Below are 24,112 nucleotides of genomic sequence, written 5' to 3' on the forward strand. Positions count from 1 at the left end.
CGGTATGTCATCAGCTATTGCTGATGGTGTAGCTGGCCTTGATGCTGACAGGGAAGTTCAGCGAGCGTGCGATGAAACAATACTGGTGTATTTGTCCGTGTATGGCGTCGGCTCGCGACTGATCAGTGCCTTGAGCGAGGGTAATGTCGGGGTGTAATGTCACCGACAGAAACTTTCCGGCGCCATTGCTGAAAACTTCACCGACACCTATCGGATTGTCCGTGTAGTTGAGCACGACCACACCCGCAGTGCTGGCCAGGTGCAGATACCACAGCATATGGCAGGAGGAGACCGATGCGAGTAACAGGTCCTCCGGGTTGTGCAAGCCTGCATCACCGCCCAGTAAGGGATCGTTGGAGCCGTGAACAATCGGCTTGCCGGGAGTGGTGATATCCCATGTACGCTCATAAGCACGATAACTACGAGTGCCCTGGCCCGTGTTACCTGTCCAGCTCACTTGCGCGGTGTAGTCGTGTTGAGAGGGCATTGCCGTTGGGTCTACGTCAGTCATTGAGCCAGTCCTTCCTACATGTTATTGCCGCATTCACTTTGAATATACGGTAAGCAGAAGCTCTGGCGTTCTATTTTCAGGTTAAAAAAAAGCCGCTCCAGACGTGGTGTCCGGAACGGCTTTTTATAATACCGATGCAGTTTTACCTGCACCGGCTGATCACTGTCGGTCAGTTGATCTGATCAGGCCGCCATCAGGTGGGACTTGATCTTCTTCATGGCCGCTTTCTCGATCTGGCGGATACGCTCGGCAGATACGCCGTATTCATCAGCCAGCTCGTGCAGCGTTGATTTCTCATCTTCCAACCAACGACGTTGAAGGATGGTACGGCTACGATCGTCCAGAATTTCAAAACCAGCGGCCAGACCGTCATGCGAATTGCTTCGACCGTCTTCGCGTTCCAGAATCATGGATGGATCATCCTGGTCCTGAAACAGAGATTCCGATGGAGACAGGCTGACACGGTCTTCGCTGGCGCCAGGAGGCGCATCGAAAGCACTGTCATGCCCGTGCATTCGCGATTCCATTTCAACAACAACCTTGGCATCAACACCCAGGTCAGCCGCAACAGCTTCGACTTCTTCCTGGCTGAACCAGTTGAGCTGCTTCTTGGCGCTTCGCAGCTTGAAGAACAGTTTGCGCTGTGACTTGGTAGTCGCAACCTTGACGATGCGCCAGTTACGGATCACGTATTCATGAATTTCAGCACGAATCCAGTGAACAGCAAAAGAAATCAGGCGCACACCGACATCGGGGTCAAATCGCTTGACCGCTTTCATGAGACCTATATTACCTTCCTGAACCAGGTCAGCCATCGGCAGGCCATAGCCCTTGTAGGTTCGTGCAATATGCACCACAAACCGTAGTTGGGACATGACTAGCTGTCGGGCAGCATCCAAATCCTCGTCGTTGCGCAGACGACGAGCAAGAATCTGCTCCTCTTCAACGGTCAGAAGATCGATATTGGCAATCTTGGCCAGATAGCTATTCAGATCATCAGTGATGACCGGAATCGGCATGGTGTTTTTTTCAGCAGTCAGGGCGTTACTCATTCGGGTTTTTCTCCAACAACCGTCGGGACGGCGTTATTTTAGCACTCACTAACTGAGAGTGCTAAATAGCGGCAAAGTTCCGGTCAAATTTACTCAATTTGACTAATTTTTCGTACTTTACCGAAAGTTAATAATACTTGTTAAAACAGAAGCTTGTCGACCTAGTGACGACTTGAACCACGTTGTGTTAAATGCAGGGAAGGACGATACAGGCTTGACAACGCACCCAGTAGACCCAATGTAATAGATACAGCGAGAACGATGCCTATTTGCGACAATGTGGGCATATTTAATCTAAATGTACTCTCATACAAGGAAGAGAGGTCATCGGCCGGTTGTTGTATCGCGTTAAATGCGAATACGGCAATAATGCAGGCAACAACACCTCCCAGTAGTCCATATAGTGCGCCAATATACAAAATGGGTCGGTTCATGAAGTAACTACTGGCTCCCAGCAGGCTGGCAACCTCCATTTCACTGCGGCGTCGCAGAAGCTCCAGACGAATGGTATTGCCAATGACCAGCAGTGCTGTCAAGGTCAGGAATCCGGCCAGGAGTCCTCCCACCAGCTGGATCAAAGAAACCACCGCTTGTAACCGTTTCACCCAGCGCAGGTCGAATTGCACACGTTCTACACCGTCGGTGCCACGTAACCCTTTGGCGATGGCATCAATGGCTCCGGCGTTCAATGCTTCGTTATCAGGGAAGACCATGATGGCTCCGGGCAGAGGGTTACTTCCCAAGGCATCAATAGCTGCGCCGATATCGCTATTTTGCTGAAACAGAAGCAGGGCTTCATCACGGCTGATATAGCGGGTATCCCGGATGCCACCCTGGGCGGCCCACTTTTCTGCCAAAGCCACGCCATCCAGGTCGCTGACACTGTCCGTCAGGTAGGCAGTCAGGCTCTCGCCCTCCAGGCTACGTGAACTCAGCTGCTGTAGCGCGCTACTGGCAAACAGCAGCATGACGGGCAGGGCAAGCGTGATACCCAGCACCAGCAGAGTCGTCAGGCTGGCGAATTTGTGCTGCCTTAGTTGTCGCAAACTCTGGGCTAGGGCATAACCGCGTTTACCATAGGTCCAGCGTGGTCCAGCGGCGAAAGCAGGCTCTTCAGGTGTCATGTTCAACGAACTGGCTCTTGGTCTGTCATTGTCGGACTGGCGCTAGCGAGCGGTGGCACGACCGGACGGGTGGCCGGTCTGAGGGGTAGATTCCATCGATGCGCCTGTCAGGCGACCTTGGTTCAGCTGTAATCTGGGGTAGCCGAAAGTATTGAGCAGGCTTTGGTCATGGGTGGCGAACAGCACTGTGACACCCGATGCATTGAATTGCATGAAAAGCTGCATGATTTCAGCACTGATGTCGGGATCCAGATTACCAGTTGGTTCATCGGCCAGTAGCAGCTTGGGACGCGCAACCACGGCGCGGGCAATGCCGATGCGTTGCTGCTCGCCACCGGAGAGCACCTGAGGGTTCTCGAAAGCCTTGTCGGCTAGTCCCACCCTTTTGAGCGCAGCACTGACGCGTGTCTTGATATCGGCGTAGCGGTAGCCGCCGATGATCAGGGGAAACGCCACATTGTCGAATACGCTGCGATCCGTCAGCAGCTGATTGTCCTGAAATACGATCCCCATCTGTTGGCGCAATGCGGGTTCCTGGCGGGGTTTTAGCTGGTTGTAGTGGATATTTCCTATCTGGATGTCGCCACTGCTGGGACGTTCCAGGCGAGCTACCAGGCGCAGCAGAGAGCTCTTGCCGGCACCGGAGTGTCCTGTTAGAAAAGTGAAGGAGCCTGCATTGAGCGTAAAGCTGACATCCTCCAGTGCGTAACGACCCGGCAAGTACTCCAGACTAACCTGATCGAAGGCAATCACGAGCCACTGACCAATGCGTTGACATAGCGCTCGGCTTCGAAGACTTCCAGGTCCTCAACTTTCTCGCCCACGCCGATGAAGCGGATTGGCAATCCCAGATGTTCTGCAATGGCAAAAATAACCCCACCCTTGGCAGTTCCATCCAGTTTGGTCACCACCATGCCGGTCAGCTGCATGGTCTCGTGAAATTGTCGGGCCTGATTCAAGGCGTTCTGCCCCGTGCCTCCATCCAGCACAATCAGGGTCTCATGAGGCGCTGTCGGGTCAAGCTTGCCAATAACGCGCTTGACCTTCTGCAGCTCCTCCATAAGGTTATTCTGAGTGTGCAAGCGGCCAGCCGTGTCAGCAATCAGTACATCGATGCCGCGTGCCTTGGCCGATTGCACCGCATCGAAGATGACGGAGGCCGAGTCGGCACCTGATCCCTGGGAGATCACCGGTACATTGTTGCGTTCGCCCCAAGTCTGCAACTGTTCCACCGCGGCGGCGCGAAATGTATCCCCGGCTGCCAGCATGACGCTTTTACCGCCATCCTGCAGCTGCTTGGCCAGTTTGCCGATAGTGGTTGTCTTGCCCGAGCCGTTGACGCCAACCACCAGAATCACGAACGGGCTATCGCTGTCCGGGATTTCCAGTGGCTGCTCAACCGCTGTGAGCAATTTGACCAGTTCCAGTTGCAGCGCCTGGCGCAACGCGGTCGAATCGCCGACCTCCGAGCGGCTGACTTGCCGGTTGAGCACTGACATGACCCTGGCGGTGGCCTCAATGCCCACGTCCGCCATGATCAGCTGGCTTTCCAGCTCCTCCAGCAGGTCCGCATTGATCGGCTTGTTGCCGAGCATGAAGTCCAGTAGATTGTCACGAAATTTAGAACGAGTACGTGAAAGCTTGGCTTCCAGAGGTGCGCTGACTTCTGGTTCCTGCTCACGCTGCGTTTTTTGCCGTTTAAGAAAGCTGAATATGCCCATCGATGGTCTGCTGACGTTCCTGAAGTGTGGGGTGAAGCTGCGTACGAATGTCCCGAGACGCCTGCTGCGTCGGTATCATAGCCAGTCTATGCCTAGCGCAACATCCTACCACCGTGTCCCCAACATCAAACCGTAGTAGAAATCGCCAGCAGGGCAAGCCTGAATTCAAAGGCAACCGTAATTCGGCAGGCCAAGTCCGTATCATTGCCGGTCAGTGGCGCGGCCGCAAGCTAGCGGTGGCAAATGTTGCCGGATTGCGACCAACTGGCGACCGGGTGAGGGAAACCTTGTTCAACTGGTTACAGGCTGATATCGCCGGCAGCCATTGTCTGGACCTGTTTGCAGGCTCTGGTGCGCTCGGATTCGAGGCTGTCTCGCGATTTGCCGCCTCCAGTACTTTTGTTGAACCCGATTCACAAGCCTTTCGTATTCTGCAAAGCAGTGTCTCGGAGTTGGGCCTCGTGGGTGACGAGCGGGTGCAACTGGTCCAGTCTACGGCTCAGCGGTTCCTGCTTGATAACCGCAAGGCCTTTGATATTGTGTTCATAGACCCGCCTTTCGGGGAATTTTTGCAATGGGACACCGTTACAGCCCTGATAACTGATCATCTGGCGCCATCGGCACTTATTTATGTCGAGTCACCGAGCGATCAACCTGCACCGGAACAGTGGCCTGAGGGCTTGCATCTACATAAAGAAAAGCAATTTGGTGACGTTCATGCCCGATTGCTTGCCAAAATCGGGCAGAATTGATCGCTGCGTAGTGCAATAGGGTTTGCGCCACAGGATATTTTGCCGCACACTCTTTCGTCTTATCCGTAGGGGCACCTTTGATGCGAGTTACTGCCGTTTATCCTGGCACTTTTGACCCAATGACCGTTGGCCATATAGACGTTGCCCGTCGTGCAAGTGGCATGTTTGATGACCTGGTCGTCGCTGTTGCTGCCAGCACCACCAAAAGTCCCTTTTTCTCATTGGAAGAGCGGGTCGACATGGCAACGGAGATACTGGCTGACCTGGAAAATGTCACCGTTCAGTCATTTGGAGGCCTGTTGGTCGACTATGCAGGCGAATTGGGCAGCAAGGTCATTGTCCGGGGCTTGCGTGCCATTTCCGATTTCGAATATGAAGTGCAGATCGCTGGTGTCAATCGCCATCTGTCCCCCGAAATTGAGACCGTGTTCATCGCCGCCTCGCAGGAATACACTTTTTTATCATCCAGCATCGTTCGAGAGATTGCCCGTATGCAGGGGGATGTGAGCGAGTTTGTACATCCGATTGTTATCGATTCTTTTGCGAGACGTCATCGACTTGCTTTGCATGAGGGTAATAACTGATGGCTTTACTGATCACCGATGAATGTATCAACTGCGATGTGTGTGAGCCAGAGTGCCCTAACGACGCTATCTACCAAGGTGAGGAAATCTACGAGATCCACTTTCACCTGTGTACCGAATGCGTCGGACATCACGACGAGTCTCAGTGCGTTGTTGTCTGCCCGGTCGAATGCATCGTTGTGGATACCAGCAAGCTGGAATCTCAGGCTGATCTTCAGTTGAAGTATGAAGGGTTGATGTCAGCGGCTGCTAATTCGGACTGAAGGTTGGGGTGGGGTTGGAGAGACTACCCAAGCATCCGCCATCGCTAATTGGTATTTGTTTGCAACAGAGCTGATAAGGCTGGTCAGTGATCAAGTAGGCGATACAGAATGTGCGGGCAAGTGCGGGCAGAGGGATCCCGTGTCATTTCTGGCAATGACTGCAATAAAACGTTGAGCGCTGCCCGATCACACTTTGTTTTATGGGTTTTCGGCATTTGCGACAAGGTTCGTCAGTGCGTCCATACACTTGTAGTGACTGCGCAAAGTAGCCCGGATTGCCATCGCTGTTCGTAAAATCTCGCAAGGTGGTTCCTCCCTGAGTGATCGAGCGTTGCAATACCAGTTTGATGGCCTCGACTAATGCTTCGGCCTGTTTGCGTGTCAGGGTCTTGGCTGCCCGGGCAGGTCGAATACCTGCCATGAAGAGGGATTCGCTGGCGTAGATGTTTCCTACGCCAACAACAATCTGGCTGTTCATGATGAAATTCTTGATCGGGACTTGTCGCTTGCGACTTGCCTGAAACAGATACTCGGCATTGAATTCATTGGCCAGAGGTTCGGGCCCCAGACTGGCCAGCAGTTTGTGTGGTGGCTCGCCGGCGGCTGCCCACAGAAAGCAGCCAAAGCGGCGTGGGTCATGGAAGCGCAGAATGTCTCCGGATTCGAGCAGTAGCTCGATATGGTCATGTTTACGTCGAGGCTCATCGGCGGGACTGATACGCAAGCTGCCTGACATGCCCAAGTGAACAATGGCAGTCCCGGCGGGAACGTCCACCAGTAAATATTTGCCGCGTCGGGTGACCGAGGCCACGATGGCGCCTTGCAGCGCCTTGATGGTGGTGGGCACCGGCCAGCGTAAATTCGGATTGTGAACCGTCACCTGCTGAATAGTCTTGCCGACCAGGTGTGGCTTGATACCGCGACGGGTAGTTTCAACTTCTGGCAATTCAGGCATTAGAGCTGGGCTGTATCAGGTAGTGAGTCAGTCGATATCAGAAAGGCGCAGTGGGCATTCTCATAGCGTACCGCTGCGTATCGAGGGTAGAGGTGTAGCGACATGCTCAGTTGCTGGTCGCCGATTTTTGCACGCAGTGAGCGCGACGCTGTTGCCGGTTCTGAGTCCTGTAAAGGCCAGGTGACAATCTGTTGTGCACTAAGAGCTTGCCATTGGGCAAGCTCGTCGACTGATATTACTTCAGGGGCCAGTTCGGTTGGCTGCTCTGGCAGAAGTACAAGCTCATCAAGTGGCTGCGGGAAAACATCCAGAGACGCCAGGGCCGATAAACCGCCATTGACGAGGGAGAGTATCCATTCGGGCACGAACTCGATGCGTTCGCCTCGCTGCAGATAGCGGCGCTCACCTGACAGATCGGTGATGCCCAGCGCCAGTGCCTGCTCGTTCATCACGATGACAGCTTCCGGGTCCAGCAGTCCTGCCGCCTCCAGGTCGACATCGGCGGCTGCAAAGCTTTGTGCTGCGGGCTGCAAGGCATCCAGTAGTGGTTGCATGCGTTGCGGGTTGACAGGCAGGGAGCAAGGTTCGGTGATGCTCCAGAGCCCGGCAGCATCAAGCTGCATGACGATGTCGGCAAAAGCCTTGCGTTGAATGCGGATGCTGTGTGCATCTGCCTGGGCCTGTTGGAACTGTGGCTTGGAGCGCTGGAAGTCATTCCAGAGTACCGCGCCCACGCCTGCCAGCAGAACAAGCAGTAATGCACTGGCAGCAACGACCAGCCGGCGAGTCTTCTGCGTGTGTGTCAACGGAGGCCCTTTCATCAATTACGTCGACGCCAGCGTACCAGCCCGGCGCCGATCAGCAATAGCGCCGGAATGCCAGCCAGGTAGACAGCCGTGAGCATGATGATGGCCCTGTTGTCGAGCTGCAGTTCGCTGTCAATGGCTTTCTGGGTAACGAAATCCAGTGCTTCGGATTCACCTGTCAGCCATAGAATCAGAGATTCGGTAAAGGCTTTATTGGAGCCGTTATCCAGAAACTGCGATGCGGCAAAGTCAGCATCTCCGATGACAGCAAAGCGTTGCATGCCGGTTACCAGGGGGCGCTCGATGGTAATTCCCAGCAGTAAGGGGCCGGCTACTTCAGATGTTCCCTCATCAAATTGGATGGCGCCGCTCAAAGCGCCGGTTTCAGTCCAGCTGGCGTCGGGGGTCTGTAGTAGTGGCAGTATTTGCTGACCGGCCAGCGGTGTCACTGCCAGAGCAGATGCCTGTGGCAGCAAGACGGGGCTGGTCAGCCTTGCCACGATAGGGTGTGCCGGAAATCGATCCAGCAGTACAAAATCGGGCGACTCAGCCTGCAACGCTTGGCTGGCGGCATCGATAACCGTGCCCTCGAGCGTATCCACTCCCAGGTTGTCTGCCAATAATTGCAGGCCTGGCCCTGCGACCTTGTCGCGGGCAATCTCGCTCAGCCATAACAGGTTGCCACCGCGACGCACATAGTCATCGAGGCTGGCGATTTCGCCTGGAAAGTAGGGGCGTCGTGGTGCAGCGATCACCACCAGGTCAATGCTGTCTTCCAGATAAGGAGCGCTGACCAGGCTGACTTCGCGACTGACAAGGCCCACACCGGCAAGCTCAATCGCAATGCGGCTCCAGTCATCATTGCTAGTGCGAACCGGGCTTCTTTCGTCGTGACCGGTAATGAATACGATGTCACGATCACCTTCCCGGGTTAGCAGTCTGAGGCTATTGACCAGTGATCTTTCAGACAGATTCTGTAGTCGTTGTTCCCGTCCGGCGGCCTTGAGAATGACTTCACCACCGGGAGCGGCATCCAGGGCACGGGCGGCGGCAGGGTCAGTTTCAGGGTTGAGGAATCGTAATTGCAGATCGGGTTTGACCTGCTGGAAGAGGGCGACCAGTGCCTCGACGCCTTCGCGCTGTTGTGGGTTGGAACTCAGCACGGCGATCATCTCCACCGGTGCATCCATCTGCTCAAGCACCTGAATGGTTGTTGGCGACAGGCTATGCCTGTCATTGGCGGTAATGTCATGGGAGAAGCTGAATCGCTGTGTCAGCCAGCCTGTTGCCAGCACGATGCACAGCAGCAGAACTGCCAAGAGCGTATGCAGCGTTGTTGTGCGCTTTTTCATCGGCTCGCTTGTCTGAGTGAGTCGAGCCGGATAATCGTCAGACCAAGAAACAGAGCCGTCATCAGGACAAAAAAGGCGATATCTTGCGTCTGTAGCAAGCCTTGAAAAAATCCGTGCAAATGGGTGGCAATGGACAGGCTGCCCAGTAGCTGCAGTGGCAGAACTCCGGCAGTGGCACTACCTAGCATCCACGAGATGAACAGCAGAGCAAGGCTGGCGATAATGGCCACCAGAGCATGCTGCGTCAGTGAGGAAAAATACAGACCGACAGCCGTACAGGCGGCGGTACACAGTGAGAGCCCCAGTAATGAGGAGAGTATTAGTGGCCAGTCCATGGGGATGAGCCATTGCATTACCATCACCATGCTCAGGGCCAGAAGCACCAATGCCAGCAATATCACGAAGACACCTAGAAACTTGCCCACGGCCAGAGCGGTGGTGCTGACCGGTGAAGACTGCCACAGAGCGTAGGTGTGGTGTCTGAATTCGTCACTGAAGCTGCGCATGGCAAACAGGGGGGCAACAAAGGTGAAGGCCAGTGCCAGGGGTTCCAGGTAACGAACACTCATGAAGCCGCTGAGCCCGACGGGATGATCCTGTGCGGCCAATTGTGATTGCAGGGCGATGAAGACTTCGAGTTGCTTGAGAAACTGAAATCCGAACAGAGCCGCCAGCAGGGCGGCAATGATCCAGGTCTGCATGCTGCGCAGCAAACTGGCGCCCTCGTGCCGGGCGATGATGCCAATCACGAGATGGCTCCCTGGAATATCTGTTGCAGATCATCTCCGTTGGCGGGGCGATCGGCGACCAGCTTGCCCTCATGAATGATGGCAACGCGGTTGCAGATAGCCGTCGCCTCTGATAGCAGGTGTGTCGAAAAGAGGATCGCCTGCTGCTGCCCGATGTCACTAATCAGTTTGCGCATGCCATCCATTTGTTGCGGATCCAGCCCATTGGCGGGTTCGTCCAGCAGAACAACGGCCGGTTCGTGAATCAGCGCCTGAGCAAGGCCAACCCTCTGACGAAAGCCTTTGGATAAGGTGCCGATGATCTTGCGTTGCACATCACCCAGGGCGCATTGCTCAATGAGCTGCAACTGACGAGTCTTCAAGCGCTTGCCCTTCAAGCCGCGAATACGCCCGGTCAGCGTCAGGTATTCACAGACGCGCATGTCATCGTACAAAGGCGGCTGATCGGGCAGGAACCCTACCTGAGCGCGAGCTTGTAGCGGATTGTCGCTCATGGACTGACCGTTGATAACCACCGAGCCTTGGTCGGGCACCAGAACGCCACACAGAATTCGAAGCGTGGTTGATTTGCCGGCACCATTGAGCCCCAGCAAGCCAACGATGTCGCCGCGGTACAGGCTCAGGGAAATATCGCTGATGCCGGTCGCGTCGCTATGTCGAAGTGTCAGCCCTTGAGCCTCGAGAAGGGGCGTGGTATTGCGGGCACCCGAGGTGTCGGCTGCGTCGGCAAGGGATTTTGTGTGCAGAGCCATGTCCTGAAAACGTCTAGAGCGAGAGTATAGAGCAGTGCTGAAGCAGTCTGGTTCCACTGCAGCAGTTATGCCGTGCTGGTAATTTTCATGGCATTGCGAAGAATCTTTGCAGGTGCGGGGGTGTGGGGAGGTGTTTTGCTTCGTGCAGGAATAACGCCCACAAAAAAGCCCGGTAAAAACCGGGCTTTTCCAAGGACTACCGTAAAGGCAGTCTTACTTGATTTTCGCTTCTTTATACATGACGTGTTGGCGAATAACCGGATCGAATTTCTTCATTTCCAGCTTGCCAGTCATGGTGCGCTTGTTCTTGGACGTTGTGTAAAAATGTCCGGTGCCGGCAGAGGACACCATCTTGATTTTGTCTCGCATGATTCAGATTTCGTTAGGGCTCGCTCTTGCTACTGGAGCAAGGCCGGGCGGTTAATTAAACTTTTTCGCCGCGGGCACGCAGTTCGCTGAGAACTGTGTCGATACCGCGCTTGTCAATGACTCGCATGCCGCTGGATGATACCCGCAGTGATACGAATCGCTTTTCGGCGGCAACCCAAAAACGGTGGGAATGCAAATTAGGCAGGAAACGACGCTTGCGCCGATTCTTGGCGTGCGAAACATTGTTACCGGACATGGGGCTCTTGCCGGTGACCTGGCAGACTCTGGACATGCGAAACTACTCCAAATAGGGACGTGTACTGCGCTTAGCCTGCGGAGTGTAGCGAATTCCTGGCCAAGCCTCAAGTGTATAGAGGCCTATTTTATACAATCAACCGTTAGGAATGTAAAATGGATCGCATATTCATCACGAACCTGCAGGTAGAAACCATTATTGGGATCTACGATTGGGAGCGTACAACCCGCCAACGCGTGGTGTTGGACCTGGAAATGTCAGCGGATATAGCAAAAGCGGCTCAAACCGAGAATGTGGAAAGTACACTCAATTACAAGGTGTTATCCGACCAGCTCATCAATTTTATTGAAAATAGTGAGTTTCAGCTGGTAGAAACCCTCGCAGAGCGCGTCACAGAGATCATCAGAAATGATTTTTGTGTCCAGTGGGTCAAGCTGACCCTCCACAAACCTGATGCCCTGGCCGGTAATACCGATGTCGGAGTCATCATTGAGCGAGGTGAGCGTCCGCATGCTTGAACTGCCTGCACCCGATGCCAATGCCGCCGCGCACAGTGAGCGCTTGCGTCAGTTGCTGAGCGAGCGTATTCGCAGCCATGGCCCGCTGAGCTTTGCACAATATATGGAACAGGTGCTCTATGAGCCAGGCCTGGGCTATTACATGGCAGGTGCTGCCAAGTTCGGTGCTGAGGGTGATTTTGTGACGGCTCCCGAGATATCACCGTTATTCGGTGCTGCACTGGCGAACGAAGTGAGAGGCGTTTTGGCTCGACACGGAGGCGGCGTGCTGGAGCTGGGAGCCGGTAGTGGCAGGCTGGCGCTGAGTATTCTGCAGACGCTGGCAGGCGAAGGTGGGCTGGATTACACCATTCTGGAACCCAGTGCCGATCTGGTGCAACGCCAGCAACAGTTACTGCGTGAGCATCTTGATGAAACGGCATTCAGCCGTGTTGCCTGGATTGCAACACTGCCAGATTCATTCAGCGGCGTGATCATTGCCAATGAGGTCATGGATGCCTTGCCGGTTGAACGTTTCGTCAAATCTGTCAGCTCGGCAGGGCAAATCGAGCAAGTCTGTGTCACTGCTGAGCTGACGGCATTCAATCGACCAGCCCCCGCGGTGCTCCAGCTGGCCGTCGCTGCCATCGAGAACGATCTGGGAGAGCCATTGCCTGCAGGCTACTGTTCAGAGGCCTGTCTTTATCTCAAACCCTGGATCGCCGCTCTGGCGCAAACCTTGGCCAGCGGCGTGATATTGCTGGTGGATTATGGTTATCCGCGGCGCGAATATTATTTGCCCGAAAGAGTGCAGGGCACAATGACGTGTTACTACCGGCACAGGTCTCATGACGACCCGTTCTATTGGCCCGGCCTGCAGGACCTCACCGCACATGTCGATTTCACCGCTGTTGCTGAAGCCGCGGTCAGTCAGGAGCTGGATCTACTTGGCTACGCGTCCCAGTCTGCCTACCTTCTGGACAATCAGCTGCTGACTCTGGCTGAGCAGCAGACGGCTCTTGCTGATAGTGAAGTGCATCGCATTCAGATCGCACAGGCGGTCAAAACGCTGACCTTGCCGAGCGAAATGGGGGAGCGGTTTCAGGTTATGGCGCTTGGCAAGGGCTATGATCACGACCTCTCGGGGTTCCACTCCCAGGATCTTGCTTACCGTTTGTAGTTTTCCTTCATCTATTACAGTCCATGAGGCTCCTTCGAAGTCCATGGCATTTCGGCTCAAACTCGTATGGAACTAACTCATATCATCTGGCTGGCCCTGGTTCAGGGTTTAACCGAATTTCTTCCTGTATCCAGCTCCGCCCATCTCATTCTTGTGCCGCGTTTGCTCGGCTGGCCCGATCAGGGGCTGGATTTTGATGTCGCTGTGCATCTTGGAACACTGATAGCGGTAGTGGCCTATTTCCGGCACGATATCGTCAAGTTGTTCCTGGCCTGGATCGCATCCATGAAGCAACGCACCATGACACCGGAAGCCCGGCTCGCCTGGGGCGTCATTCTGGGAACCATTCCGGCGGGCCTGGTCGGTCTGGCTTTCAAGGATTACATCGAAGTCTACTTGCGTTCGCCCATGGTGATCGCCGTGACAACCATCATCTTCGGTCTGCTGTTATGGCTGGCTGATCGCCGCGGCAAGCTGGAAAGGTCAGAGTACAGTCTGAACTGGCAGGATTTTCTTGTCATCGGGGGCGCGCAGGCAATAGCACTGATACCAGGAACATCGCGATCCGGCATCACGATAACGGCCGGGCTGTTGCTGGGACTGACTCGTGAGGCTGCTGCGCGTTATTCGTTTCTTCTGTCCATCCCCATCATTGTGCTGTCAGGCTTGAGCGTTACCAAGGATCTGGTTTCAGCCGCCGTACCGGTAGACTGGACAGCCTTGACGACAGGCACCGCTATTGCTGCCGTGAGTGCCTTTGTCTGCATCCATTATTTTCTGGCCGTCATCAACCGTATGGGTATGACACCTTTCGTGATCTACCGATTGTTGCTGGGTATATTCCTGGTGATCATGGTCGCAGGTTAAATCGACAGGGCGGCAGGGCTATTGGCTGGGAACGGCCAGTTCGAAAATCTTGCCGCCCAGACCGTGTACCGAGTCGTGGGCCTGTAACTTGACGACACTCATGCCCTCAGGCAGGGCCAGGGTCAGCGAACGAGTAAAGGGTTGTTCGTTTTCATGAGGATGCGCCAGTTCACGACTGCCCAGGATCCGGCCGTCGACGGCCAGTACATCCCATCTGTCAGCGTAATGATCCCAGCCCGAGTCTTCGTGCAGTACCGTGGCATCGATACGAAACTTTCCATCACCCAGAGCGGTTATGCTGCCTCCGACAACGTCTGCCTCGCCGGCAGCAGCATTGGTTGCAGCGATCATCAGCAATGTGGCCAGTAGTGGCGTCCTTATCGTTTTGTCCATTATTTTTCCCTGGAATTTTCTGGCGTCAATGATGTCATGAGATAACGATACAACTGATGTGCCGCCCATGGTTCAAGCAATTATTGTAGAGTCTGGGGATTATGCGCAGAGTCGGTCTTTTTCTTACGTCAATGTGGGTCTCATGAGTAGAAATTTTCTGGGAAGTTCCCCGGTCGCTGGTCCGATTCTGCAGTTCTCGCTACTGATTGTGCCATTGGTGATGAACTGCTTCTATATGGTCTACTCATTGACAGGGTGGATTCTGGATGGACGAGACAGGCGTAACTGGTCAATCGAGGCGCCGTCAGTGGGTATCTGGGTGCTGGTGTTCATCCTGTTGTTCAGTGGCCTGGTTATCGCATATACACGGTGGCGTGGCGGCAGTTGGTGGCATCCATTGTCGATATCCAGTATCGGTCACGTGGGGTTGGCAATATTGCTGACGATCTCCGTGCTCATCACTGTCAAGTTGTAGACAGATCAACCTTCCACATCACTTTTTCTGCATGAGATTCGATTTCACACCCAAAGGCCTGATGACAATCAGGCATCTGCGCTTTCGACGCCTGTGGATCAGCGTGGGGGTGCTAATGCTTCTGGTGGTAGCCGTCAGCTCCATTATTGCTTTGCCTGCACCGGTCAAGGCCGTCATGCTGCATGACAAAGTGGTCCACACGCTGGCCTATGCAGGTCTCATGGGGTGGTTTTCACAAATCTACCGGCATGATCTGACGCGACTGGTTCTGGCTCTGGGCCTGGTTTGCATGGGGGTGGCCATCGAGTTCATTCAGGGTATGACGCCCACGCGCCAGTTCGATGTACTGGATATGGTTGCCAATACCTCGGGAGTTCTGCTCTCCTGGGCACTGGCATACACCTGGGTCGGGGGCACACTGGCCTGGCTGGAGACTCAGTTCTGCCGGACTGTCCTGCGCACTTAAGTAGTCCTGCAATCTGATCAGCAGGCTCAATACAAGCGCACTCAATCGGACGGGTAGCTGTCAAGCCATTGCTTGATAGTATTCACCCTGGCTTCGGTAATGCGGGCCGCGATGGTGGATTTATCATCAGTGGCACGCGCTATGGCGGCGGTGTCGACCTGAAGAAACACCTTGGCTACCTGTCTGAGAAAATCAGCTTGCGGATACGCGCTCTGCTCCTGTCCCAGTCGGCCACGAGCATCTGCCTTGCAGACTTGCAGATAATATTCAAAGCGTTCCGGCTTGCGAACCACATCCATCGATTGCAGTAGTTTGACCAGTTTGCTCGCTTTGGAGTCTATGGATCGATGGCAGTGGGTGTGCCAGCGAGCCGTCAGGACGGCGATGTCGCGTGTCTTTTTGGGAACCCGAAGCCGCTCGCACAGCGTCTCTGTCAGACGGGCGCCGCGTTCCTCATGTCCGTGGTGCGAGGGCAGGATGTCTGTCGGTGTCGTCGCCTTGCCCAGGTCATGGCACAGTGCCGCGAAGCGGACATCCAGTTCCGTACTTTGCAGTGCGGCCTGTTCAAGCACCATCAGTGTGTGAATGCCACTGTCGATTTCAGGGTGCCACTTGGCTGGCTGAGGCACGCCGAACAAGGCGTCTACCTCGGGCAGAATCACTGCCAGCGCGCCGCATGCGCGCAAGGCCTGGAAGAAGGCTCCCGGGGTTCTGGCCAGTAGCGCACCCTGCATCTCTTGCCAGATGCGTTCAGGCACCAGGTTGTCGACTTCGCCTGCATCGACCATATGGCGCATCAATTCCAGCGTCTCATCCGCTATCGTGAATCCCAGATGGCTGAAGCGTGCCATGAACTTTGCAATGCGTAGAATGCGCACCGGATCTTCGACGAAGGCCTTTGATACATGGCGCAGAACGCGGTTTTCGATATCGGCCTTGCCATTGAACGGGTCAACCAGTTCACCGTTCTTGCGTTGCGCGATCGCATTGATGGTCAGGTCTCGACGGCTCAGATCCTCTTCCAGCGTCACGCTGGCATCAGTTGAAAATTCAAAGCCGTGGTAGCCAGGTCCTGTCTTGCGTTCTACTCTTGCCAGTGCGTATTCTTCATGGCTGTCCGGGTGCAAAAAAACCGGGAAGTCTTTGCCCACTGATTTGAATCCGGCTTTGAGCATGTCGTCGGGCGTGCTGCCAACCACTACCCAGTCGTGATCGATGACCGGTATGCCGAGTAATTGATCACGAACGGCGCCACCTACCAGATAGTGCTTCATAAGGCTTTTTGTCTGATTTGGCGCATATCCTGAATGTTACACTGACAATGATAAAAGAACGCCGATCAACATGCGCTTTACCCTGGAAACCGTTCGTACGTATCTGTGTACTGGGTGCTGTGTTGGTATCGCTCAGCGGTTGTGGAACCATCGGATACTACTCGCAGGCGGTGGGTGGGCATTTCAAGCTGATGCGTGCACGGCAGCCGATCGACAAGCTGCTGAGCGATCCTGAAACCAACCCTGAGCTGCGTCAGAAGCTGCAAACGCTGATGGATGCCCGACAATTTGCCAGTGAGTACTTGCTGCTGCCTGACAATGATAGCTACAACACGTATGTGGAAACCGGGCGCGACGCGGTGACGTGGAACGTGGTGGCAGCGGAAGAGTTCTCCCTGAAAGCCAGAACCTGGTGTTTTCCGGTCGCAGGCTGTGTCAGTTATCGTGGCTATTTTGATCGTGCCGATGCTGATGAGTATGCCGCCGAACTGGCGCTGGAAACCTATGATGTTTCAGTCGGTGGTGCTTCGGCCTATTCGACGCTTGGCTGGTTCGATGATCCAGTGCTGGATACGATGCTGCGTGGTAGCGATGTGCGCTATGTGGGCACCTTGTTCCATGAGCTGGCTCATCAGGTGCTCTATATCAAGGATGACAGTAACTTCAATGAAGCCTTTGCAACGTTCGTGGAGCAGCTGGGAGTGCGTGCCTGGCTTGAGCAACGCGGCGAGGTTGATCGTATCGCCACCTACGATAGCTCTCAAACCCGTGTTGAAGACTTTCTGGTTTTGCTCAAGCAGACGCGTGATGAGTTGCTGACTTTGTACGCTCGGGAGCTGCCTGAGCAATCCATGCGCGAGGCTAAAAAGGCCGTGTTCGATGATATGCGGGTGAGCTATGAGTCCTTGAAACAATCCTGGGATGGGTATGCGGGTTACGACAACTGGTTCAAGCGGGAGCTCAACAACGCCCGGCTGGTGGCGGTGTCTACCTATCGGCGTAATGTGCCAGCTTTCAATGCTATGTATGACGAGGCGGGTCAGGATCTAACCGTTTTTTATGCACTGGCAAAGAGCATGGAAGATCTGGATCATGCAGAGCGGCAGAAGCGAATTGAAACCTATCTGGAGCTTGATCAGGCTCAATAGAGGAGGGGGTTAGTTGGCGCTTGACACTGGCCAGCTCAATTCCAATAATGTGACTGAGGGTTTCTTTGTGTTACGCCCTTGAATCGTGATGGTTCTTGAGTCGCTTCGGCGGCTCGGGATGAAAAGGGAACATGGTGCGATCGTTGTCAGAATCGATTCCGTTCAAACCCATGACTGCCCCCGCAACTGTAAACGGTAAGCTGTTTCGAACAATCCCACTGGGTAATATCTCGGGAAAGGCGAAGTAGCGGTGAACCGTGAGTCAGGAGACCTGCCATCACAAGCAAACTCAATCCGGGCGGGGTGACCCCGGGCAGGAGCACTGTAATGAAAGTATGTGTCCAACGACTTATCCGGTTTTGCCTGGTGCAAGAACCACCTTCTCTACGGAGTGCATCATGAGTCTGGACAATATCCTGCTAAGACTGACAGAGCCGCTGGAGTCACGAGAGGATGCCCTTGTGCTTGGACGCATGGGATTTCTTGAGTGGCTGGTTTCGGTGCCGGATGAAGGCGATTTCACTCAGCAGGCGGAGCTGGCGCATGAACGGGCAGCACCACTGAAGTTGTCAGTACCGGCCATCAGTGTTTTTTGCGATCTTTTGCTGGAAGCTGCACTCAATACGACTGGTTCGGAGGAGCGATCGGGGCGAAAGAATTCCCGTATTAACCGACGTACAGGCGCTCCACGACGACGAACATTGCATTAATCATTGCGCGCCCCCCCCAGGGAGGGGGCGTCGTTCAGCAATAGACTGAACTCTGGTGCTGCAGAAGTTTGAACTTGCCCCGTGCCAGAACACAGCCCGGGGCCGTTGAGTCTCAGCGTCGAGCGGCGGCGCGGCGCTTTTGCAGTAGCCCGGTCCAGTCTTTGGTACCTATATAGCGCGGTACCACAGCATCGAGTGAAGTTGGCTGGCGAGGGCAGTTGTCACCACAGACGCTAGGCGTTTGCAGGCTCTGGTAATTGTCACGGCTGAACGGTTTGCCAGGAACATATTCCATGACTCTGGCTTGCATTCTGGATGCCCAGTCAGGCAGGCCGATGATGGTGCGGGACAGGCCGGCCGTATCCGCAGTGTATTGCACCAGTTCGCGCAAGGTGTAGTCTTTCGGGCCACACAGTTTGATGGTAGAGCTGATAGCCGCAGGGTCATCAATGGAATCGATCATCACCTGGCAGACGTCGCCGACGAAGACAGGGGCCATCTTTGCATCCGGGACTGCCAGCGGAAAGATGGGTAGGGCTCGTAGCAAGCCTGCGAATCTGTTGAAGAAGGCATCGTGCTCACCAAAGATGATGGAAGGCTGAAAGATAGTCCAATCAACACTACTCTGGCTGTTGCGTACCAGCTCTTCGGCCTGTCCTTTGGTCCGCAGGTATTCGCTGCTGCCGTTTTCCGCATCGGCGTTCAGGGCGCCCATGTGCAGATAGCGCTGTACGCCAGCTGCTGCGCAGGCTGCGAGTACTTTTTCTGTCAAACCTGAGTGTGCACTTGCAAAACTGTTTTTTGATTTGTTGCCGCCTTCATTGAGAATGCCAATCAGATTGATAACGGCGGTGGAGCCTGCAATTGCCTCATTCAGCGCGGCTGCATCGTGAACATTAACCTCTCGAACATGCACATTTGACAGCGTGCGAAGTGATCTGACATGTTGTGCACGGCGCGTCAATACCACCACTTCATCATAGGTCTGCGCCAGGCGATAGGTCAGCTGAGAGCCGACAAAGCCTGATCCACCCAACAAGGTAATGCGACGATTGCTCATGTGAATTAGGAACTCCTGATTTGACAATTCTAGGGTGAAGGCAACTCGTATATTTTGCCTTAAAAGATAAGGTAGCGGCAGCTTTACCGCCGGCATGCGATTACAGCACTGTGGTGACGGTATAATTTATGGACCCGCAAGATTTTTCTGGGTGGCGTCTGTGTCGAGTTCTCGCCATAGTAGACGCCATCAGTGCATCCCTGCTAAAGCTCATTGCCTATGTCAGTACTTCCGGAATTCGAAAACCACGCCGAGCAGACAGTCAAGATGACTACCTGCTATATGTGCGCGTGCCGGTGTGGTATCAAGGTGACCATGGAGGGCGAAGAGATTCGTTTTATCCAGGGTAATCCCAAACACCCGGTCAACAAGGGTGTGCTGTGTGCCAAAGGTAATGCCGGCATCATGAAGCAGAAGTCGCCTGCCAAGCTGACGCAGCCGCTGGTCAGAAAGGCTGGCACCGAGCGCGGGGATGGCGAGTTTGAGCCGATTTCCTGGGACAAGGCTTTGACATTGTTGACGGAACGGCTGCGCAAGATCCGTGCACATGACCCCAAGCGTCTGGCGTTCTTCACCGGGCGTGACCAGATGCAGGCCTTGACCGGATTCTGGGCATCGCAGTTCGGCACCATCAACTGGGCGGCTCACGGGGGCTTTTGCTCGGTGAACATGGCGGCTGGTGGTCTGTACATGACAGGCCAGTCCTTCTGGGAATTCGGTGATCCGGATTGGGATCATGCAAAATATTTTATGTTGTGGGGCGTTGCAGAAGATCACGCCTCCAATCCCATCAAGATCGGCCTGGAAAAGCTCAAGCGCCGCGGGGCCAAGTTTGTTGCCATCAATCCGGTACGCACCGGTTATCAGGCGATTGCTGATGAGTGGATTGGCATTCGTCCCGGTACGGATGGCTTGCTGGCACTGTCGTTCGCGCATGTATTGCTCAAGAACGATCAGTTCGATTGGGAATTTCTCAGCCGCTATACCAATGCCACACAACTGGTCATTGATGCACCGGGCACATCGCAGAACGGCTTATTGCTGCGTGATGAGTCCGAAGCATTGCAGGTCTGGGACCAGACTACGGACAGCGTGGCGTCCTGGCTTGAATCCAGTCACGATAACGATGTCGAAGCAGCTCTGTTCGGGGAATACACCACGGCTAAGGGAGTGCGCGTCAAAACGGTCATGACGCTGCTGGCGGAAAAGTATCTGAGCGAGGAATATGCGCCGGAGAATGTGGCAGCCACCGTGGGTGTTGATGCTGCAACTATCGAACGTCTGGCACTGGAAATGGCGCATGTGGCTTTCAAGGAGAGCATCACGATAGAGACTCCATGGACTGACTGGACCGGGCGCCGGCACGAGAGGTTCATCGGAAGACCCGTCGCCATGCATGCCATGCGCGGTATATCAGCACATTCGAATGGTTTCCAGACTTGCCGTTCCATTCATCTGCTGCAAGTGTTGCTGGGTGCGGTGGACAGCCCCGGTTCGCATCTGGCCAAACCGCCTTTCCCCAAGCATATTGCCCCGCCGATCAAGCCGGCGAAGTCCATGGCACCGGATACGCCCTTGTCGTCGCCGCCGCTGGGGTTTCCCATGGGGCCTGAGGATCTGGTCATTGATGCCAATGGCGAACCACTACGAATTGACAAGGCCTACTCCTGGGAGGCGCCCATTGCCAACCATGGCATGATGCATATGGTCATCAACAATGCGGTCAAGGGTGATCCGTATCCAATTGATACGCTGATTCTCTTCATGGCGAACATGTCGTGGAATTCGAGCATGAATACCGCAGAAGTACAGGACATGCTGCGGGAGAAGGATGAATACGGCGATTACAAATTGCCCTTCATCGTGACCAGTGATGCTTTCCATTCCGAGATGGTGAACTACTCGGATCTGGTGCTGCCGGACACCACCTACCTGGAGCGCTTCGATACGATCTCCATGCTGGACCGGCCGATCTCGGAGGCTCACTCAGCCTGTGATGCTATTCGTCAGCCCATTGTGGCGCTGGATCGGGACGTCAGGCCCTGGCAGGAAGTGCTGGTGGATATCGGCACACGGTTGGGTTTTCCTGCTTTGACAAACCCTGATGGCGGGGCGAAGTTCAAGGACTACAAGGATTTCATCACCAACTGGGAAAAAGCACCGGGGATTGGCTTTCTGGCTGGCTGGCGTGGCGAGAATGGTGATGAGCATATGGTTGGTGCCCCCAATCCGGATCAATGGCAGGCTTATCAGGACAACGACTGTTTCTTTGAGCATCATCTGCCACCAGAGCAACGCTACTACCGCTTTGCCAACAAGGATTATCTGGAGTGGGCTAAAAGCGTTGGCTTCAATGGCCATAGTGGTCCTATCGTCATGGAGCTGTATTCAGAGGTCGTGCAGAAATTTCGATTGGCAGGGCAGGGCTTATATGACGGACCTTTGCCAAAGCATGAAGTCGACAAGCAAAGGCTGGTGCAGTACTTCGATCCCTTGCCGTGCTGGTATGTGCCTTTGGAAGAGCAGCGCGTAGATAATCAGAAGTATCCCTTCCATGCCGTCAATCAGCGACCCATGTTCATGTATCACTCCTGGGATTCGCAGAATGCCTGGCTGCGACAGATCATGGCGCAGAACTATCTGTACATGAACCGTGAACGTGGCGAGGCCTTGGGTATTCATGATCTGGCGTGGGTATGGGTGGAAAGCCATCACGGCAAGATCCGCTGTCAGATCAAGCTGATGGAAGGTTGTAATCCTGATACGGTATGGACCTGGAATGCCATCGGCAAGCAAAGTGGTGCCTGGGGTTTGTCCGACGATGCTCCCGAATCACAAAAGGCCTTCCTCATGAATCACCTGATCTCCGAACTACTGCCCTCTAAAGAGGGTGAGCGTGGCCTGACCAATTCGGACCCGGTTACCGGGCAGGCGGCCTGGTATGACCTGAAAGTGAATGTCACTCTGGCAGCCCCCGGGGAGACTGGGAGTTACCCGACATTTGCATCAATAAAACGTCTGCCGGACATGGCAACACCAGCTACTGAGCTGCGTTATCACACACACGTACCGGTCAACCTCGAACGCTCCATGGAAGATGCCTTGACCCGGGGACCACTGACTCGCGGAGACAAGCCATGAAACTCGGTCTGGTTATCGATCTGGACACGTGTGTGGGCTGTCATGCCTGCGCCGTTGCCTGCAAACAATGGAACACGTCCGGCACAACCGGTCCACTGTCAGACTACGATCCCTATGGCAAGGAACCCAGTGGTGTCTGGTTCAATCGTGTAAGGCACTATGAGGTCGATGACTTTCCCAACAACAAGACCATCAATGCGCCCATGTCCTGCATGCATTGTGAGGATGCTGCCTGCGTAACCGTCTGCCCGACGGGGGCCTCCTACAAGCGTGAAGAGGATGGCATCGTATTAGTGGATCAATCAAAGTGCATGGGTTGTAATTTGTGTGCCTGGGCCTGTCCTTATGGCGCCCGAGAGCTGGACGAAAACGAAGGTGTCATGAAGAAATGCACCTTGTGTGTCGATCGCATCCACGACCAGAAACTGCCGGAGGAAGAGCGACAGCCTGCCTGCGTTCTGACCTGTCCCACTCATGCCAGATTTTTCGGCGACTTCGATGACCCCGATTCGCAAGTCAGCACTCTGGTCAGGGAGCGCGGCGGTTATGCGATGATGCCAGAGCTGGGTTATGAGCCCACCAACAAGTACCTGCCGCCCCGACAAAGACCTGCTGCGCCCACGGTCGAAAAGCAAGCTGAGGCTTCGGGAGAGTCGCTCATTGGCAAGTGGATGAAACGTCAGAAAGAGGCGTTCAACAGCCTTGGTAAAGGAGCACGCTGATGCATCCGGCACTGTCTGTTATCTTCTTCACGGTCACCGCTGGCACCGGCTATGGCGTGCTATTCCTGTTGGGTCTTATCCGCATTCTGGGTATGGTTCCCGAGATGAGCCCGGATCAGATCGTCACCATGGGCCTGGTGGGTCTGGTACTGATCACGGTCGGACTCCTGTCATCCACCTTGCACCTGTCCAACCCGAAAAATGCCTGGCGATCGTTCACGCGTTTCAAAACATCCTGGTTGTCACGCGAGGCAGTCTTTGCAGTGACCTTCTATCCGATCTGCCTGCTATGGATGGCATGCGAATGGTTTACTGGTCACACGGCGGCCTCCATTGTATTTGGTGTGCTTACCGCAGGTCTTGCCATTACTGTGCTGGTTTGCACGAGTATGATCTACGCATCGTTGAAAACGATACGTCAGTGGCATACCCCTATGACCCCTGTTAATTTTGTACTACTGGGAATATTGCTGGGGTCCTTGTTTCTGAGTCTGATGCTGGCACAGCAGTCTCTATTGACCTCCCATCTGCTGTCCTTGTCATTGGTGCTGTTAGTGTTGTCAGCTCTGGCGAAAATTGTCTATTTCTACTGGATTGGCCAGCCGGCTGGGCCAACCATCAATACGGCGCTGGGCTTCACCCGTGCAACGGTTCGCTTGCTGGACGTTGGCCATAGCAGTGATACCTTTCATAATAAGGAATTTGCTTACCAGGTCGATCGCGTCAAGCTGATCTGGCTTCGACATATCAGTATCGGACTTGCATTCTTGCTGCCCTTGGCTCTGATTCGCGGGCCATTGGATAGTGTCGGGTTTTTTAATCTGACACTGGCTTTTATCAGTGCCTATGCCGGCGTATTCGTGGAGCGCTGGTTGTTTTTCGCAGAGGCGCGACATGTCGTGAATCTGTATCACGGTATGCAGCGCACCTGAG

At 54.6% G+C, this 24,112-nt stretch carries 28 protein-coding genes and 1 riboswitch; of the genes, 13 read left to right on the top strand and 15 right to left on the bottom strand.

The genetic code is table 11. The annotated features are described in order from the left end of the window. Positions 1–10: 10 nt before the first annotated feature. From IMCC3135_RS05185 to ftsY, 5 genes are all read right to left on the bottom strand, one after another. Complete coding sequence (locus IMCC3135_RS05185) at positions 11–511, bottom strand: OsmC family protein (protein WP_205737915.1); 501 nt, start codon at positions 509–511, stop codon at positions 11–13. 182 nt (positions 512–693) lie between these two features. Further along, positions 694–1,563, bottom strand: a complete 870-nt coding sequence (rpoH, locus tag IMCC3135_RS05190; RefSeq protein ID WP_088916634.1) for an RNA polymerase sigma factor RpoH — start codon at positions 1,561–1,563, stop codon at positions 694–696. Between the two features lie 161 nt (positions 1,564–1,724). Next, positions 1,725–2,687 (bottom strand): permease-like cell division protein FtsX, encoded by a 963-nt coding sequence (ftsX, locus tag IMCC3135_RS05195; RefSeq protein ID WP_088916635.1) that lies wholly within the window; start codon positions 2,685–2,687, stop codon positions 1,725–1,727. Positions 2,688–2,729: 42 nt separating this feature from the next. After that, positions 2,730–3,440, bottom strand: a complete 711-nt coding sequence (gene ftsE, locus IMCC3135_RS05200) for a cell division ATP-binding protein FtsE (RefSeq protein WP_088916636.1) — start codon at positions 3,438–3,440, stop codon at positions 2,730–2,732. Beyond that, on the bottom strand, positions 3,437–4,408 hold the full coding sequence (ftsY, locus tag IMCC3135_RS05205; RefSeq protein WP_088916637.1) for a signal recognition particle-docking protein FtsY: 972 nt from the start codon (positions 4,406–4,408) through the stop codon (positions 3,437–3,439). Before ftsY ends, ftsE begins: the two co-directional genes overlap by 4 nt. A gap of 113 nt (positions 4,409–4,521) precedes the next feature. Here ftsY and rsmD point away from each other — a divergent pair, with 113 nt between their 5' ends. From rsmD to IMCC3135_RS05220, 3 genes are all read left to right on the top strand, one after another. Continuing rightward, on the top strand, positions 4,522–5,160 hold the full coding sequence (rsmD, locus tag IMCC3135_RS05210; RefSeq protein WP_205737916.1) for a 16S rRNA (guanine(966)-N(2))-methyltransferase RsmD: 639 nt from the start codon (positions 4,522–4,524) through the stop codon (positions 5,158–5,160). Positions 5,161–5,240: 80 nt separating this feature from the next. Then, positions 5,241–5,744 carry a pantetheine-phosphate adenylyltransferase gene (gene coaD / locus IMCC3135_RS05215; protein ID WP_088916639.1) on the top strand — a complete coding sequence of 168 codons (504 nt, stop codon included), beginning with the start codon at positions 5,241–5,243 and terminating at the stop codon, positions 5,742–5,744. Then, positions 5,744–6,007: a YfhL family 4Fe-4S dicluster ferredoxin gene (locus IMCC3135_RS05220; protein ID WP_088916640.1), complete on the top strand. Its 264-nt coding sequence runs from the start codon at positions 5,744–5,746 to the stop codon at positions 6,005–6,007. The genes coaD and IMCC3135_RS05220 overlap by 1 nt, the downstream gene beginning before the upstream one ends. 142 nt (positions 6,008–6,149) lie before the next feature. On the opposite strand, the gene mutM is transcribed toward IMCC3135_RS05220, so the two are convergent. The 7 genes from mutM to rpmB form a co-directional block, all read right to left on the bottom strand. Beyond that, complete coding sequence (mutM, locus tag IMCC3135_RS05225) at positions 6,150–6,962, bottom strand: bifunctional DNA-formamidopyrimidine glycosylase/DNA-(apurinic or apyrimidinic site) lyase (RefSeq protein ID WP_088916641.1); 813 nt, start codon at positions 6,960–6,962, stop codon at positions 6,150–6,152. Beyond that, a complete protein-coding gene (locus IMCC3135_RS05230; protein ID WP_157735775.1) occupies positions 6,962–7,768 on the bottom strand; it encodes a hypothetical protein in 807 nt (268 codons plus the stop codon). Before IMCC3135_RS05230 ends, mutM begins: the two co-directional genes overlap by 1 nt. Positions 7,769–7,782: 14 nt before the next feature. Then, the gene (locus IMCC3135_RS05235) at positions 7,783–9,120 is read right to left on the bottom strand and encodes a GldG family protein (protein ID WP_088916643.1); all 1,338 of its coding nucleotides are present in this window, start codon (positions 9,118–9,120) and stop codon (positions 7,783–7,785) included. Continuing rightward, positions 9,117–9,869, bottom strand: a complete 753-nt coding sequence (locus IMCC3135_RS05240) for an ABC transporter permease (protein WP_088916644.1) — start codon at positions 9,867–9,869, stop codon at positions 9,117–9,119. The genes IMCC3135_RS05235 and IMCC3135_RS05240 overlap by 4 nt, the downstream gene beginning before the upstream one ends. Then, positions 9,866–10,621: an ABC transporter ATP-binding protein gene (locus IMCC3135_RS05245; protein WP_088916645.1), complete on the bottom strand. Its 756-nt coding sequence runs from the start codon at positions 10,619–10,621 to the stop codon at positions 9,866–9,868. The genes IMCC3135_RS05240 and IMCC3135_RS05245 overlap by 4 nt, the downstream gene beginning before the upstream one ends. Before the next feature lie 213 nt (positions 10,622–10,834). Then, entirely contained in the window at positions 10,835–10,990 is a 156-nt protein-coding gene (gene rpmG / locus IMCC3135_RS05250; RefSeq protein ID WP_088916646.1) for a 50S ribosomal protein L33, read from the bottom strand. Positions 10,991–11,045: 55 nt separating this feature from the next. Beyond that, on the bottom strand, positions 11,046–11,282 hold the full coding sequence (rpmB, locus tag IMCC3135_RS05255; protein ID WP_088916647.1) for a 50S ribosomal protein L28: 237 nt from the start codon (positions 11,280–11,282) through the stop codon (positions 11,046–11,048). A gap of 119 nt (positions 11,283–11,401) precedes the next feature. Here rpmB and folB point away from each other — a divergent pair, with 119 nt between their 5' ends. From folB to IMCC3135_RS05270, 3 genes are all read left to right on the top strand, one after another. Then, complete coding sequence (folB, locus tag IMCC3135_RS05260; RefSeq protein WP_088916648.1) at positions 11,402–11,764, top strand: dihydroneopterin aldolase; 363 nt, start codon at positions 11,402–11,404, stop codon at positions 11,762–11,764. Continuing rightward, positions 11,757–12,923 (top strand): class I SAM-dependent methyltransferase, encoded by a 1,167-nt coding sequence (locus tag IMCC3135_RS05265; protein WP_088916649.1) that lies wholly within the window; start codon positions 11,757–11,759, stop codon positions 12,921–12,923. The genes folB and IMCC3135_RS05265 overlap by 8 nt, the downstream gene beginning before the upstream one ends. A 66-nt stretch (positions 12,924–12,989) precedes the next feature. Continuing rightward, on the top strand, positions 12,990–13,790 hold the full coding sequence (locus tag IMCC3135_RS05270) for an undecaprenyl-diphosphate phosphatase (RefSeq protein WP_088916650.1): 801 nt from the start codon (positions 12,990–12,992) through the stop codon (positions 13,788–13,790). A gap of 18 nt (positions 13,791–13,808) precedes the next feature. On the opposite strand, the gene IMCC3135_RS05275 is transcribed toward IMCC3135_RS05270, so the two are convergent. Then, positions 13,809–14,183 carry a hypothetical protein gene (locus IMCC3135_RS05275; RefSeq protein ID WP_205737917.1) on the bottom strand — a complete coding sequence of 125 codons (375 nt, stop codon included), beginning with the start codon at positions 14,181–14,183 and terminating at the stop codon, positions 13,809–13,811. Between the two features lie 142 nt (positions 14,184–14,325). Here IMCC3135_RS05275 and IMCC3135_RS05280 point away from each other — a divergent pair, with 142 nt between their 5' ends. Next, entirely contained in the window at positions 14,326–14,658 is a 333-nt protein-coding gene (locus IMCC3135_RS05280; RefSeq protein WP_157735776.1) for a hypothetical protein, read from the top strand. Positions 14,659–14,689: 31 nt separating this feature from the next. After that, the gene (locus IMCC3135_RS05285) at positions 14,690–15,124 is read left to right on the top strand and encodes a VanZ family protein (protein ID WP_088916652.1); all 435 of its coding nucleotides are present in this window, start codon (positions 14,690–14,692) and stop codon (positions 15,122–15,124) included. Positions 15,125–15,165: 41 nt separating this feature from the next. Here the strand turns inward: IMCC3135_RS05285 and IMCC3135_RS05290 are convergent, their stop codons facing one another. After that, on the bottom strand, positions 15,166–16,398 hold the full coding sequence (locus IMCC3135_RS05290) for a multifunctional CCA addition/repair protein (RefSeq protein WP_088916653.1): 1,233 nt from the start codon (positions 16,396–16,398) through the stop codon (positions 15,166–15,168). Between the two features lie 47 nt (positions 16,399–16,445). On the opposite strand from IMCC3135_RS05290, the gene IMCC3135_RS05295 reads away from it, so the two are divergent. Continuing rightward, on the top strand, positions 16,446–17,546 hold the full coding sequence (locus tag IMCC3135_RS05295; RefSeq protein ID WP_157735777.1) for an aminopeptidase: 1,101 nt from the start codon (positions 16,446–16,448) through the stop codon (positions 17,544–17,546). A 72-nt stretch (positions 17,547–17,618) separates the two neighbouring features. Then, positions 17,619–17,839: riboswitch (cobalamin riboswitch) on the top strand. Positions 17,840–17,944: 105 nt separating this feature from the next. Then, on the top strand, positions 17,945–18,256 hold the full coding sequence (locus IMCC3135_RS05300; protein WP_088916655.1) for a hypothetical protein: 312 nt from the start codon (positions 17,945–17,947) through the stop codon (positions 18,254–18,256). Between the two features lie 112 nt (positions 18,257–18,368). On the opposite strand, the gene IMCC3135_RS05305 is transcribed toward IMCC3135_RS05300, so the two are convergent. Beyond that, the gene (locus IMCC3135_RS05305; RefSeq protein WP_088916656.1) at positions 18,369–19,316 is read right to left on the bottom strand and encodes a complex I NDUFA9 subunit family protein; all 948 of its coding nucleotides are present in this window, start codon (positions 19,314–19,316) and stop codon (positions 18,369–18,371) included. A 219-nt stretch (positions 19,317–19,535) separates the two neighbouring features. Here IMCC3135_RS05305 and IMCC3135_RS05310 point away from each other — a divergent pair, with 219 nt between their 5' ends. Genes IMCC3135_RS05310 through IMCC3135_RS05320 form a run of 3 tightly spaced genes read left to right on the top strand, consistent with a single transcriptional unit; the run spans position 19,536 to position 24,111 of the window. Next, the gene (locus IMCC3135_RS05310; RefSeq protein WP_088916657.1) at positions 19,536–22,457 is read left to right on the top strand and encodes a molybdopterin oxidoreductase family protein; all 2,922 of its coding nucleotides are present in this window, start codon (positions 19,536–19,538) and stop codon (positions 22,455–22,457) included. Then, the gene (locus tag IMCC3135_RS35700) at positions 22,454–23,179 is read left to right on the top strand and encodes a 4Fe-4S dicluster domain-containing protein (RefSeq protein WP_088916658.1); all 726 of its coding nucleotides are present in this window, start codon (positions 22,454–22,456) and stop codon (positions 23,177–23,179) included. Before IMCC3135_RS05310 ends, IMCC3135_RS35700 begins: the two co-directional genes overlap by 4 nt. After that, entirely contained in the window at positions 23,179–24,111 is a 933-nt protein-coding gene (locus IMCC3135_RS05320; RefSeq protein WP_088916659.1) for a dimethyl sulfoxide reductase anchor subunit family protein, read from the top strand. Before IMCC3135_RS35700 ends, IMCC3135_RS05320 begins: the two co-directional genes overlap by 1 nt. Position 24,112: the final 1 nt, after the last annotated feature.

It is taken from the genome of Granulosicoccus antarcticus IMCC3135 (genome assembly GCF_002215215.1).
In the GTDB taxonomy this organism is placed as follows: domain Bacteria; phylum Pseudomonadota; class Gammaproteobacteria; order Granulosicoccales; family Granulosicoccaceae; genus Granulosicoccus; species Granulosicoccus antarcticus.